A 12,878-nucleotide genomic window follows, 5' to 3' on the forward strand; every position below is an offset into this window, starting at 1 on the left:
GGGGCGCGGCGGGGCCCCCCCCGGCCGCCGGGGGGCCCCCCCCCCCCCCCGCCCCCGCCGGGGGCCCCCCCCCCGGGGCGGGGGGGGGGGGGGGGGGCCCCGGGGCCCCCCCGCCTCCCGTCCTGCGTCGGCTCGCGACTACCGCGCGGCGAGCTCCGCGACGATCCCGTCACCGGGGGCGGCGTCGACGAGGTCCGCCTCGATCTCCGCGTGCTCGAGGATGCCCTCGATCTTGCGGCGACGGCTGCGCGGGACGATCGTGACGACGGTGCCCTCCTTGCCGGCACGACCCGTGCGGCCCGAGCGGTGCATGTACGCCTTGTAGTCGTCGGGCGCGTCGGCCTGCACGACGAGCGACACGTCGTCCACGTGGATGCCACGGGCGGCGACGTCGGTCGCGACGAGCACGTTCACGCGGCCGCTCGTGAGGAGCTGCAGGTTGCGCTGCCGGCGCGACTGGTTCAGGTCGCCGTGGAGCGAGGTCGCGCGGATGCCGGCGTCCTCGAACTGGTCGGCGAGCCGCTCGGCGTAGGCGCGGGTGCGAGCGAACACGATGGTCTTGCCGGCGCCGGCGACGAGCTCCTCGAGGAGCTGGTCCTTCTGGCGCTGCTCGACCACGAGCACGCGGTGGTCGATCGTCGACGAGGCCTGGTCCTCACCGGCGACCTCGTGGACGGACGGCTCGTGCAGGAACTGCTCGACGAGGGACGCGACCTGGGCGTCGAGCGTCGCGCTGAACAGGAGCTTCTGGGCGCGGTTGCCCTCTGGGGTGACCTCGGCCGTGGCGGAGAGGATCTCCTGCACCGGCTCGAGGAACCCGAGGTCGCACATGTGGTCGGCCTCGTCGAGCACGGAGATGACGACCTCGCTGAGGTCGAGCGTCCCCTTGTTCATGAGGTCCTGCACGCGGCCCGGGGTGCCGACGATGATGTCGACACCGCGCTCGAGCGCACCGACCTGGCGGCCGTACGGGACACCGCCGTAGATCTGCGTCGTGAAGAGGCCCACCGAGCGGGCGATCGGCTGCACGGTGCGGTCGATCTGCAGGGCGAGCTCACGAGTCGGCGCGAGGATGAGCGCACGCGGGGCGCGGCCCATCTTGCGCTTCGTGCCGCCGCCGTTCTCCATGAGCTTCTCGACGAGCGGGGCGCCGAAGGCAATCGTCTTGCCGGAGCCCGTGCGGCCACGGCCGAGCACGTCCTTGCCCGCGATCACGTCGGGGATCGTCGCTGCCTGGATCGGGAACGGGCTCGTGGCGCCGAGTTCGGCCAGGGCACGGGAGATGTTGCCGCCGATGCCGAGGTCGGCGAAGGTCACGCCCTCGACGTCGGCCGCGAGGGTCGCCTCGGCCTGGAGCTTCTCGAGCTTGACGTCGTCGGCGGGGACGAAGGGCTTGCGCTCGGTGTCGTCGCGGTCGAAGCGGCGCGGGGCGCGGTCGTCGCGGTCGAAGTGGCGCGGGGCGCGGTCGTCGCGGTCGAAGTTCCGGCGGGGGCGGTCGTCGGCGTCACGGCGGGGAGCGCGGTCGTCGCGGTCGAACCGGCGGGGAGCGCGGTCGTCGCGGTCGAACCGGCGCGGGGCGCGGTCGTCGTTACGGCGGGGCGCACGATCGTCGCGGTCGAAGCGACGGGGGGCACGGTCGTCACGGTCGAACCGGCGCGGGGCGCGGTCGTCGTCACGACGGGGCGCACGGTCGTCACGGTCGAAGCGACGGGGGGCGCGGTCGTCGCGGTCGAACCGGCGGGGCGCACGGTCGTCACGGTCGAACCGGCGCGGGGCGCGGTCGTCGTCACGACGGGGAGCGCGGTCGTCGCGGTCGAAGCGACGCGGGGCACGGTCGTCACGATCGAAGCGACGCGGCGCGCGGTCGTCACGGTCGAAGTTCCGACGCGGACGGTCGTCGTTGTTGTCACGACGGGGCGCACGGTCGTCGCGGTCGAACCGGCGCGGGGCGCGGTCGTCGCGGTCGAAGCGACGGCCACCACGGTCATCACGCTGCGGGCGGCCCTGGCCACCGTCGCGCGGCTCCCAGTTCGGACGGCTCGGTCGCTCGCCCTGCGCCGCGCGGCCGCGACGCTCCTCGGCGTCCCAGCGCTGCTTCTGCCGCGGAGCGGACGGGTCGGCGGCGCGGAAACCGCGGTGCTTGCTGCTGCGAGCGGCGGGGGTGCCGTTCGGGTGACGGACACGGTCGGAGGCGCGGTTGTCCGCGCCGCCCTTGTTGTACGGGGCCATGGCTACTTTCTCGGGGTGCGCAACGTACCGCAGCGCCCGGCAGCGACATCGGCGGGGGCTTGCGTGCGGAGAAGGGGTTCTTCCCGTCGCGGATCGACGTGAATCCAGCCCTCGAGCAACACACACCCAAACGAAAACTCCGTGATCGCAATGTCACGGCGTCGAAGGCCGACCGAGTGAGTCTACGCGATCGGACCGTCGCTGGCCAGTTCGGCTTGACGAGACTGTTGATATTTCATATTGTAGATGCATGCTGCCTGCTGCCCGTTCTCGTGCCGAGAAGGTTCCCGACTGGCTGGCCGCCCTGGGGATCTTCGTCGCCGCTCGGCTCGTCACGTCGATCACCCTCGCGGTCGGCTTCGCCCTGATGACTCCGACCGGCTTCGCCGACCCGTCCGCGCCACGCGGCTTCTTCGAACGCTCCACGGGATGGGACGGGCAGTACTTCCTCGGGATCGCCGAACGGGGCTACCCGTCCACACTCCCCACGAACGAGGACGGTGACGTGCTCCGGAACACGTGGGCGTTCCTCCCGGTCTTCCCGATCCTCATCAAGCTCCTGACCTTCGTCGGCGGCGACCCAGCGGTGGTCGCAGTGCTCCTCGCGACCGTGTTCGGTGCGGGCGCTTCCGTCGCACTGATGACGCTCCTGCGTCCCCACGTCGGGCGGACGACGGCCCTGTGGTCGACCACGTTCTTCGCGTTCGGACCGATGGCCTTCGTGCTGCAGCTGGCCTACGCCGAGTCGCTCGGCCTGCTGCTCGGCTTCGCCGCCCTCATCGCGATGCAACGGCAGCGGTACTGGGTCATCCTGCCGATCGTCGTCGTGCTCGCGTTCACCCGACCCGGTGCCGTCGCGATCCCGCTCGCGCTGGCGGTCCACGGCATCATCCGCCTCGTCCGACGGGACCCCGTGCCGATGCGTGAACGCATCGCCATCGTCGTCACCGGCCTGGTCACTGCCGCAGCGGGGCTCGCTTGGCCGGTCGTGGCGTCCATCGCCACCGGTGTGCCCGACGCGTACCTGCAGACGGAACTCGCGTGGTGGCGTCTGCACTTCGACGTCGAGCACTTCATGCCGCTCGCTCCGTGGTTCCTGCAGGCCGACCGCCTCGGCGGGGTCCTCGGTGTGGTCGCCCTGTCCGTCGCCGTGGCGATCGCCGGCGTCTGGTTGGCCTCGCGCTCCGTCCGGCGCATCGGCAGCGTTCCCCTGCTCGGAACCGCGTCGTACCTGCTCTACCTGTTCGCGACGTTCCTCCCGCAGCAGAGCCTGTTCCGGTTGCTCATGCCGGCCGCGCCCCTGCTCGGCGTTCCCGCACTCCATCGGTCACAGGCACGACGCTGGTTCGTCCTGGCATGCTGCGTCGTCTCGCAGGTGCTCGCCGTCTGGGTCCTCTTCCTCAAGCTCAATCCCTGATGCCGCCACGCGGCGTACGGGGACGCTGAGGCGGGGGCGATCCGTGCCTCCTGGACCGTTCGCGGGTCAGGACTCGGCGAGCCGCTGCCGCTGCTCGGCCACGTCGAAGTCCGCTGCGGGCCAGGTGAGCTGCATGTCCTCGAGTGTGCGGAGCAGGAGCTGCTGCACGGCGAGCCGGGCGTACCACTTGCGGTTCGCCGGGATGACGTACCAGGGGTTCGTCGCGGTCGAGGTGCGGTCGAACACCGTCTGGTACGCGTCCTGGTAGTCGTCCCAGAGCAGGCGCTCGTCGATGTCGCCGGGGTTGAACTTCCAGTGCTTGTCGGGTCGGTCGAGGCGCTCACCGAGTCGTTCGCGCTGCTCGTCCTTCGAGATGTGGAGCATGACCTTGACGAGGCTCGTACCCGACGCGGCGAGCTCGTCCTCGAAGTCGACGATGGCTCCGTAGCGGCGCTCGATCTCCTCCGGCGGGGCGAACGCGCGGACCTTCTGGATGAGGACGTCCTCGTAGTGGGAGCGGTCGAAGACGCCGAGCTGGCCGGCGCCCGGGAGCTGTCGCTCGATGCGCCAGAGGAAGTCGTGCTCGCGTTCCTCGGCGTTCGGCGCCTTGAACCCGGCGTAGTGCACGCCGTTCGGGTCCACCGCGCCGACGACGTGCGAGACGATCCCGCCCTTGCCCGCAGTGTCCATCGCCTGGAGCACGAGGAGCACGCGGCGCTGGTCACCGGAGGTCGAGGCGGCCCAGAGTCGCTCCTGCAGCGCGGACAGTCGGGAGGCCCCGGCGGCGAGCGCCTCGAGCCCGTCGATCTTCCGCCCCGGGAAGCCCGGGGTGCCGTCGGGGTCGACCCGGTCGAGGCGGAACCCCTCCTCGACGCGGAGCAGTGGTTCGGGGTCGGCGTTCCAGGCCTTGCGACGGCTCACGGGTCCTCCTGCGGGGTCGTCACCATCCTGGCACCGCCGGACGGGTTCGTCCGGCGGTGGTCCTCGGGGCGGGTCGGTTCCTCCCGTGGGTGGACGACGGCGTGCGGGGACCGGGTTACCGTTGATCCGATGAGGTCAGGCCGTCGCACGCTGCTCGCGCTCGTCGCCGCGGTCGTGGCGCTCGGCGCGGTCGCGTCGTGCAGCACGGACCCGGTCGGTGACGAGAACCGCACGGTGACCGCCGGACCCGTGATCTACCCGCTGTCGCTCCGGTACCACGGCATCGACGTCGTCGCCGACGTGCCGTACGGGTCGGACGCGCTGCAGCGGCTCGACGTGTGCCTGCCGGCGGACAGTGCACCGGACACCACGAGGACCCCGACGCCGACGCCGGGCGGGACGGCTTCCGCGACGGCGGACGAGGTCGGGGCCGACACGGCCGGGGACGGGAGTACGAGTGGTGCCGGGACTTCCGGGGCCGGCGTCGCCGCTGCGGGGGCCGGGGCAGCCGACGACGGGACCGGTGCCGGCGACGGCGACGCTGCCGGTGCCGACACCGGCGACGCTGCCGTTGCCGAGGCGGCCAGCGGCACGCGTCCCGCCGTCCTGATGATCCACGGCGGGAGCTGGTCCCACGGCGACAAGGCCACCGCCGCGTACCGATCGGTGTGCAAGTACCTGGCCTCCGAGGGCTTCGTCACCTTCAACGTCGACTACCGGCTCGCCCCGACGGACCCGTTCCCGGCCGGGCTGGACGACGTCCGACGGGCACTCGACTGGGTGTTCCGTCCGACGACGCTGTCCACCTACGACGTCGACAGCAAGCGGGTCGGGGTGTTCGGGGGCAGCGCCGGGGGGAACCTCGCGGCCATGCTCGCCGTGACGGACCACGACTCGACCGCCTACGCCGAGGGCGACCGGATCCGGGCCGTCGTCGACCTGAGCGGCCCCACGAACCTGACGACCCGCTCGACCGAGGCCGACGGCGTCTCCGCCGCGTTCCAGCGGAAGCAGTTGCTGTACCTCGGCTGCCGGACCTACTCGGACTGTCCGGCCGCGACCCGGGCGTCGCCGGAGTACCACGTGACCTCGGACACGGCGCCGTTCTTCATCGGCCACTCCACCGACGAGTTCATCCCGCTGTGGGAGTCGCAGGAGTTCGCGGCGACGCTCCGGCGACATGACGTGCCGGTGACGTTCGTCGCGGTCGAGGGGTCGGCGCACTCCATCGCGCAGCTCGACGAGGCGATGAGCAAGCGCGTGGCGACCTTCCTGCGGGAGCACCTGGACTGAGGCGCCACCGCGGGCCGCGCGTGGCTGGTGGCCGCCGCGGCCCCGAGTCTCGGTTCGGCGGACGTTCCTCGGGCGGTGCGGACGCGAAAGTGTCCGCGGGGCCGAGACTCGGGCCCTGGAACCGGCACCGGCACCGGCACCGGCACCGGCACCGGCCGCCGCGTGCCCCGGCCGGGTGGCACCCGGAGTCGGGACTGCCGCTCGGCACCCGCGCACCGCAGACTTCGGGGGTGACCGACACCTCGATGCGCCCTGCACACGCGACTGCCTCCCGTTGGGAGCGCCACTCCTCGCTGCAGACGTTCGCCGAGCTCCTGCTCGGTCTGTCGTTCACCGCCGCGGTCGCCTTCGGCGGGTACGCGGCCGTGACCGGACGGATGACCGTGCTGTCGCAGGGCGCCGGCGTGGTGTTCCTCGTGACGCTGACGTGCGTCCTCGTGTCGTGGTTCCGTGCCGTCGAGCGCGAGGAGGCACCCGTGGTGGCGCCGGCTGCCTCCGTCGTCGACCCGATCTCGGCGATCGACGCGGAGTACCGCCGCTAGTCCTCCCCCGCCGCGGCATCCCGCGCCGCGGCATCCCCCGCAGTGGCCTCGCGCGCCGCGGCATCCCCCGCAGTGGCCTCACGCGCAGTGGCCTCGCGCGCCGCCCGCCGATCGGCCCGCCGCTCGAAGAGCCCCTCGACGAGGGCGTACAGCGACGGCAGCACCACGAGGGTGAGCAGCGTCGACGACACCAGCCCGCCGATGACCACGAGCGCGAGCGGCTGCGAGATGAACCCGGACCGGCCGGTCAACCCGACGGCCATCGGGAGCAGCGCGAAGATCGTCGCCAGGGCGGTCATCAGGATCGGCCGGAGTCGTCTGGTCGCACCCTCGATCAGGGCATCGTGCACGCGGAGCCCCCGGCGCCGGTACTGGTTGACGAGGTCGATGAGGACGATCGCGTTCGTCACCACGATGCCCACGAGCATGAGCAGGCCGATCAGCGACGCCACACCGAGCGGGATCCCCGTCACGATCTGCAGGAGCAGCGCACCGGTGACCGCGAACGGCACCGACACGAGGAGCAGCAGCGGCTGCCGCAGGCTCCGGAACGTCGCGACCATGATCACGTAGACGATCAGGACCGCGACGAGCATGGCCAACAGGAGCTGGCTGAACGCCGACGACTGGCTCGAGGCGACACCGCCGATCTCGGCGGATGCGCCACGCGGCAGGTCGAGCGCGTCGACGGCCGCGGTCACGTTCTGCACGGCGGCACCGAGGTTCGTCGAGTCCGGGGTCACCGTGATCGTGGCCGTCCGGACGGCGTTCGACGTCGTGATGGACGTCGGCCCCTCGGACTGCTCGACGGTCGCCAGGTCGGACAGCGGCACCGACCCGGTCGAGGTGGGGATGGACAGCGACCGCAGCGCTGCGACGGTCGTCGGGGGCTCGGGGTCGGCGATGTACACGTCGAGCGTCGCGGCGTCGATCTCGATCGTGCCGGTGTCGCGGGGCGAGACCGCCGCGGCGACGATCCCGCCGACCTGCGTCTCGGTCAGCCCGCGCTCGGCGGCCGCCTGCCGGTCGACCCGGACGGCGAGGTACGGCTCGGACGCCGACAGGTTGCTCGTCGCGCCGGTCGTGCCGTCGACCTTCCGCATCTCGCGCAGCACCGACGCCGCCGCGGTCCGGAGCTCTGCCTGGGTCGGCGCGGTGACGTCGACCTCGATGTCGCTCGAACCGCCGAAGCCGCCACCGGCCGACGAGAGGCTGACCTCGCCGACGCCGTCGATCCGGTCGATGCGGTCGCGCGCGGTGGACTGGATGGTGGTCTGGTCGTCGCCGGCGTCCGTCGTGACGTTGTACTGCACGGAGGCCGACGCCCCGCCCCCGAAGGCCGCCTGGATCGACTGCCCGCTCGTCCCGATGGTGGTCTGCACGGTCTGCACACCCTGGACACCGCGGAGCACGCGCTCCACCTCCTTCGCCGCGTCGGACTGCTCGTCGAGGCTCGTCCCCGGCTCGAGGTCCTGCGTGACCGTGAAGGTGTTCTGCCCCGAGTCGCCGAGGTAGTTCGTCTTGACGAACGGCACGGCGGCCGCGGTGCCGCCGAGCACGAGCACCGCCAGGACCACCACGAGCGCCGGTCGACCGATGGCCCAGCGGAGCACGGGCTGGTACCCGCGCCGGAGCCGGTCGGACGTGCCGGCGTCGTGCAGGTCCTCGGCGGACGACAGCGCGGTGGTCGCAGCGGACCCGTCGGCAGCAGCGCCACCGGCAGCACCGTCAGCAGCAGCAGCGCCACCAGCGACGGTGCCACCGGCGGCGGGCGTCCGGAGGAACCAGTACGCGAGCACCGGGACGATCGTCAGCGACACCAGCAGCGACGCCACGAGCGCCATCGTGACGGTCAGGGCGAACGGCCGGAACAGCTCGCCGACGAGCTCCGCGACGAACGCGACCGGCAGGAAGACGGCGACGGTGGTGAGGGTCGATGCGGTGACCGCACCGGCCACCTCGCGGACGGCGTCGAGCACCGCTCGGGTCCGGTCCACTCCGGGTTGCAGGTGCCGCTTGATGTTCTCGATGACCACGATCGAGTCGTCCACCACGCGTCCGATCGCGATGGTGAGCGCGGCGAGCGTGATGACGTTCAGCGTGTACCCGGTCGCCCGCATGCCGATCGCGGCGAGGAGCACCGAGGTCGGGATCGAGATCGCGGTGACGATCGTCGACCGCACCGACAGCAGGAACAGCAGGATCACGACGACGGCGAACCCGAGGCCGAGGAGTCCCTCTTCGGCGAGGGATTCGATGGACTGCTGGATGTAGGGCGCCTGGTCGAACACGACGGTGAACCGGGGGTCGCCGGCGACCTTCGCCTCGATGCCGGGGAGGGCGTCGCGGACCGTCTTCGAGACGTCGACGGTGTTCGCTTCCTGCGTCTTGGTGATCGCGATGGTCAGTGCCGTCTCGCCGTTCACGCGGCTGATCGAGGTGCGCGGCGACTCCTCGATCGCGACCTTCGCCACGTCGCCGATGGTGGTCGGCGTCGTCGCGGCGGTCCCGGCGGTCGATCCACCGGCGGTCGCACTGGAGGCGCTGCCCGCCCCCGCCGCACCGCCAGCCGCCGTCCCACTGGTCGCGTCCACGGCCCCGGTCGAGCCCACCCCGCCGGTCGCGCCTGCCCCGGCATCCGCCGCACCGCCGGACGAGGAGCTGCCGGAGGATCCTGCCCCGGACGACGACCCGCCGCTCGACGCGGCGGTCAACGGCAGCCCCTCGATGTCCTTGATCGAGGCGATCCGCTCCCCCGTCTGCACCGACAGCGTCGCGCCGTCCTGGGTGATCGTGCCACCGGGGACGAGCGTCCCGTTGTCGTCGAGTGCGTCCGCGATGGACTGGGTGCTCAGGCCCCGCGACGCCAGCTCGTCGGTGTCCGGGGTGATCACGACGCGGCGCCCCGGGTTGCCGAAGACGTCGGCCTGCCGGACGCCGTCGAGCTTCTCGATGTCGGGGATCGCCGTGGCGTTCAGCCGGTCGACCAGCTGTTCCTGGTCGCCCTTCCCCGTGACGGCGAGCTGCAGCACGGGCAGGTCGTCGAAGGAGCCGGTGACGATCTGCGTCTGCACGGTGTCCGGGAGCGACAGGGCGTTCACCGCGGTCTGGATCTTGTCCTCGGCGCTGGCGAGGTTCGATCCGTAGTCGAACGACGCCGAGACGACACTCTGCCCGGTCGACGACGTCGCGGTGGTCGACTCGAGGTTCGGCACGACCTGAATCGCCTGCTCGATCTTCGTCGACACGTCGTTCGACACGACCTCGGGCGTGGCACCGGGGTACGCGCTGACGATGGCGACCTGCGGGAACTGGACGCTGGGGATGAGCTCCTGCTTGAGGCTCGTCAGCGCGATGCCGCCGAACACCGCGACGACGACGGTGACGAGCGCGATGAGCGCCCGGTTGCGGAGGCTGAAGACCGAGAGGAGGTGCACACCCTGATCCTTGCAGGGCGTCCCTCGACGCGCTCAGCCGCCGAGGAGCAGGTACGCGCCGAGCACGCCCACGGTCCCGAGCACGCCGGTCGCGAGCGCCACGATCCGGCCGAGCGGGGTCCGTGCCGTCACGACCGCCACGACGAGGACCGCCAGACCGACGACGATCTCGACCACCCAGGTCACCGGCCCAGTGGTGTCCGCCACCTGCAGCAGGGCCCGGACGCCCTCGCCGACCAGCACGGCGGCGGTCGCCCCGAGCGCTGCCCCGCGCCACCCGACGTCCCGTGACCGGAGTGCCACCGCGACCGCACCCGCGAGCACCCCGGCGGGGATGCCCATCAGGACCCAGAAGTTCGTGATCGACAGGACGTCCGGGTAGCCGCGCAGGTTCGTCGTCGCCCAGTACCCCACGTGCATGAGCTCGAGGAGCACGACGCCGAGCACCATCGCGGCCGGCGACGCCCAGCGCCCCGACCGCACACCGGCGAGCAGGCACAGCGCAGCCGCGACGACGAACCAGGGTCCGGCGGAGTTCGCGACGGAGGAGAGTCCGGGCACCGCCTGCCCGAACGAGGTCAGCACCCCGGCGAGCAGTGCCCCCGTGAGCGCCATCGAGACCCGAGCGGCGGCGGGCACCGCGTGGGTCGGAGCGGGCGCCGGACGGGCCGTCAGGCCGGCGTGCATGGTCGTCTCCATGGGACCAGGATCCCGGTGGCCGGGCGTCGCACGCATCACTCCGCAGAGCCAGATCGCACGAGGAGCGTCACCCCGGAGGATGACACTGCCGAGCGAGGAGGGCGCGTCACACCACCGCGGCGAGCGACCCCCGCACGCCGGCGGCGTCACCACCGATCCGCGCCCACGACCGTTCGAGCACGTCGACGAGCCGCACCCGGTCGGCCGGGGACATCGTGAACGGCACCCGCAGGAACCGCTCGAACCCACCGTCGGGCCCGAAGACCCCGCCGGACGCGAGCACGACGCCCTCGGCGCGTGCGGCGAGCACCAGCGCGCTCGACACCGGGCGCCCGAGCCCGACCCACGTCGTCAACCCGCCCGCCGGCGACGGCACGTCCCACTCCGGGAGCCGCGCGCGCAACGCACCCACGACGTCGTCGCGACCTTGGCGCAGGTACTCGCGCCGCGCCTCCAGGACCGCCGCCGTCCGCGGGACGAGCTCCCGCGCGACCAACTGGTCGAGCACGGGCGTGCCGAGGTCGCCCGTCGGCCGGGCGAGGAGCAGCCGCTGCAGGAGCGCCGGTGCGGCTCGGATCCAACCGATCCGCAGGCCGCCCCAGAACACCTTGTCGGCCGACCCGATCATCACGACCGATGCCCCGGACGGGTCGGCCGCTGCCAGTGGCAGGGACGGCGAGCCCTCGATCCGCAGCTCGCCCATGGTCTCGTCCGCGATGACCGTCGTCCCGGTCGACGCAGCGACGGACAGCAGGAGCTCCCGGGTGGACGCGGACATCGTCGCTCCGGTCGGGTTGTGCAGCTCGGGCATGACGTACGCGACCGCCGGCGCCGTGCGGCGCATCGTGGTCTCGAGCGCCGTGGCGTCCCACCCGGTCCGCGCGTCGACGGGCACGCCGACGAGTCGACCGCCGACCTCGCGGAAGGCCTCGTGCGCGTGCGGGTAGGTCGGGGACTCGACGAGGACGGCGTCGCCCCGGCGGACGAGCACCCGGGCGAGCAGGGCGATCGCGTGCTGCGCCCCGATCGTCACGACGACCTGGGACGGGTCGGTGGGCAGGCCGCGTTCGGTGTACCGCTCGGCGACCGCCGCGCGCAGCCCGGGGTCCCCGACGGTGTCGTACCCGATGCCGGCGAGCGCCGCGGGCACGTGCCGCACCGCGCGCTCGACCGCCTCGGCGATCCCGGGAGCCGCGTGCAGTGCGGCCTTGCGGAGGTCGAGCAGGTCGTCGTCGACGACGCCGCCGAGCCGTTCCGGGTCCGGTCGGCCGATCAGCCCGGCCGGGAGCCGGACCACGCTGCCGGACCCCCGGAGCGACACCACGAAGCCGTCGGACCGGAGCCTCGAGTACGCGTTCGCGACGGTGGTGCGCGAGACGCCCAGCGCGGTGGCGAGCCCCCGCTCGGCCGGCAGCCGCACGCCCTGCGGGATCCGGCCGTCGATGACGAGCACGCGCAGCGCGTCGGACAGCGCCTCGTACGCGGGGGCGTCGGTACCGGCGCGCCAGTCGGTGAGGAGGAGCGCTGCGGATCGGGCACTGAGCAGGACCGGGGTCATGGATCCACGGTAGCGGAATTGGCTCTCGACCCGCAGTCCAATCTCCACGACGATCGAGCCATGCCCCGCTCCACCGCCCTCACGCTCCGCTTCGTCCAGCTCTTCGTGGGCCTGTTCCTCTACGGCGCCTCGACGGCACTGCAGGTGCGTGCGGTCGTCGGGGTCTCGTCGTGGACGGTCCTCACCGAGGGCCTCGAGAACGTGGTGCCGTGGTCCTTCGGCGTCATCACCGTGGTGTCGAGCGGCGTCATCCTGCTGTTCTGGATCCCGCTCCGCCAGAAGCCGGGCATCGGGACGCTGCTCAACGCCCTGGCGATCGGACCGAGCGCCGACCTCGTGCTCTGGCTCGTCCCGACGCCGTCGGAACTCGTCGGCCGGGTCCTCCTGTTCGTCGCCGGGCTGGTGCTCCTGGCGGTCGCCACCGCGTTCTACATCGGCGCCGGCTTCGGCACGGGCGCTCGTGACGGCCTGATGGTCGGCCTGCACGAGCGCCTCGGCTGGCCGGTGTGGGTGGCGCGGACCGTCATCGAGGTCTCGGTCGTGATCGTCGGCTGGTTCCTCGGCGGCGACGTCGGAGCCGGCACCGTGGTCGCGGCGTTCGCGATCGGTCCGATGGTGCAGCCGCTCATGCCGGTCTTCCGTCGGTTCCCGTGGAGCCCGGAACGGACGCGTGCCGCCACACCGGTCCAGGAGGCGCGGGTCGCCGCCGCCTCGGAGGTCGCCTAGAGCCCTTGCGTGCGTCCAGGTCGCGATATAACGTGTCTGCCACAGACGCGATACAT

Annotated in this window: 9 protein-coding genes; 4 read left to right on the top strand and 5 right to left on the bottom strand. The window is 72.5% G+C overall.

The window, feature by feature from the left end:
• Positions 1-138 precede the first annotated feature (138 nt).
• Entirely contained in the window at positions 139-2,229 is a 2,091-nt protein-coding gene (locus ACIPEP_RS11185; RefSeq protein WP_402717299.1) for a DEAD/DEAH box helicase, read from the bottom strand.
• 250 nt (positions 2,230-2,479) lie between these two features.
• Between ACIPEP_RS11185 and ACIPEP_RS11190 the strand changes: the two genes are divergently transcribed.
• Entirely contained in the window at positions 2,480-3,646 is a 1,167-nt protein-coding gene (locus ACIPEP_RS11190) for a mannosyltransferase family protein (RefSeq protein WP_402717300.1), read from the top strand.
• A gap of 66 nt (positions 3,647-3,712) precedes the next feature.
• On the opposite strand, the gene ACIPEP_RS11195 is transcribed toward ACIPEP_RS11190, so the two are convergent.
• Entirely contained in the window at positions 3,713-4,567 is an 855-nt protein-coding gene (locus ACIPEP_RS11195) for a PPK2 family polyphosphate kinase (RefSeq protein WP_402717301.1), read from the bottom strand.
• 129 nt (positions 4,568-4,696) lie between these two features.
• Here ACIPEP_RS11195 and ACIPEP_RS11200 point away from each other — a divergent pair, with 129 nt between their 5' ends.
• On the top strand, positions 4,697-5,860 hold the full coding sequence (locus tag ACIPEP_RS11200) for an alpha/beta hydrolase (protein WP_402717302.1): 1,164 nt from the start codon (positions 4,697-4,699) through the stop codon (positions 5,858-5,860).
• A 230-nt stretch (positions 5,861-6,090) separates the two neighbouring features.
• On the top strand, positions 6,091-6,402 hold the full coding sequence (locus tag ACIPEP_RS11205; protein ID WP_402717303.1) for a hypothetical protein: 312 nt from the start codon (positions 6,091-6,093) through the stop codon (positions 6,400-6,402).
• Here ACIPEP_RS11205 and ACIPEP_RS11210 read toward each other — a convergent pair.
• From ACIPEP_RS11210 to ACIPEP_RS11220, 3 genes are all read right to left on the bottom strand, one after another.
• On the bottom strand, positions 6,399-9,839 hold the full coding sequence (locus ACIPEP_RS11210) for an efflux RND transporter permease subunit (RefSeq protein WP_402717304.1): 3,441 nt from the start codon (positions 9,837-9,839) through the stop codon (positions 6,399-6,401). The two genes, ACIPEP_RS11205 and ACIPEP_RS11210, sit on opposite strands and share 4 nt — an antisense overlap.
• Before the next feature lie 33 nt (positions 9,840-9,872).
• On the bottom strand, positions 9,873-10,538 hold the full coding sequence (locus ACIPEP_RS11215; RefSeq protein ID WP_402717305.1) for a DUF6518 family protein: 666 nt from the start codon (positions 10,536-10,538) through the stop codon (positions 9,873-9,875).
• A gap of 106 nt (positions 10,539-10,644) precedes the next feature.
• Complete coding sequence (locus ACIPEP_RS11220) at positions 10,645-12,096, bottom strand: PLP-dependent aminotransferase family protein (RefSeq protein WP_402717306.1); 1,452 nt, start codon at positions 12,094-12,096, stop codon at positions 10,645-10,647.
• 60 nt (positions 12,097-12,156) lie between these two features.
• Here ACIPEP_RS11220 and ACIPEP_RS11225 point away from each other — a divergent pair, with 60 nt between their 5' ends.
• Positions 12,157-12,822, top strand: coding sequence for a YitT family protein (locus ACIPEP_RS11225; protein WP_092384558.1), 666 nt, complete (start codon positions 12,157-12,159; stop codon positions 12,820-12,822).
• Positions 12,823-12,878 lie beyond the last annotated feature (56 nt).

Origin of the sequence: Curtobacterium sp. NPDC087082, assembly GCF_044745045.1 — a bacterium.
Taxonomy (GTDB): domain Bacteria; phylum Actinomycetota; class Actinomycetes; order Actinomycetales; family Microbacteriaceae; genus Curtobacterium.

Bases quoted from the DNA above. Each gene is read 5' to 3' on its own strand.
- ACIPEP_RS11185 (WP_402717299.1), bottom strand. From the start codon at position 2,229: ATGGCCCCGTACAACAAGGGCGGCGCGGACAACCGCGCCTCCGACCGT.
- ACIPEP_RS11190 (WP_402717300.1), top strand. From the start codon at position 2,480: ATGCTGCCTGCTGCCCGTTCTCGTGCCGAGAAGGTTCCCGACTGGCTG.
- ACIPEP_RS11200 (WP_402717302.1), top strand. From the start codon at position 4,697: ATGAGGTCAGGCCGTCGCACGCTGCTCGCGCTCGTCGCCGCGGTCGTG.
- ACIPEP_RS11215 (WP_402717305.1), bottom strand. From the start codon at position 10,538: ATGGAGACGACCATGCACGCCGGCCTGACGGCCCGTCCGGCGCCCGCT.
- ACIPEP_RS11220 (WP_402717306.1), bottom strand. From the start codon at position 12,096: ATGACCCCGGTCCTGCTCAGTGCCCGATCCGCAGCGCTCCTCCTCACC.
- ACIPEP_RS11225 (WP_092384558.1), top strand. From the start codon at position 12,157: ATGCCCCGCTCCACCGCCCTCACGCTCCGCTTCGTCCAGCTCTTCGTG.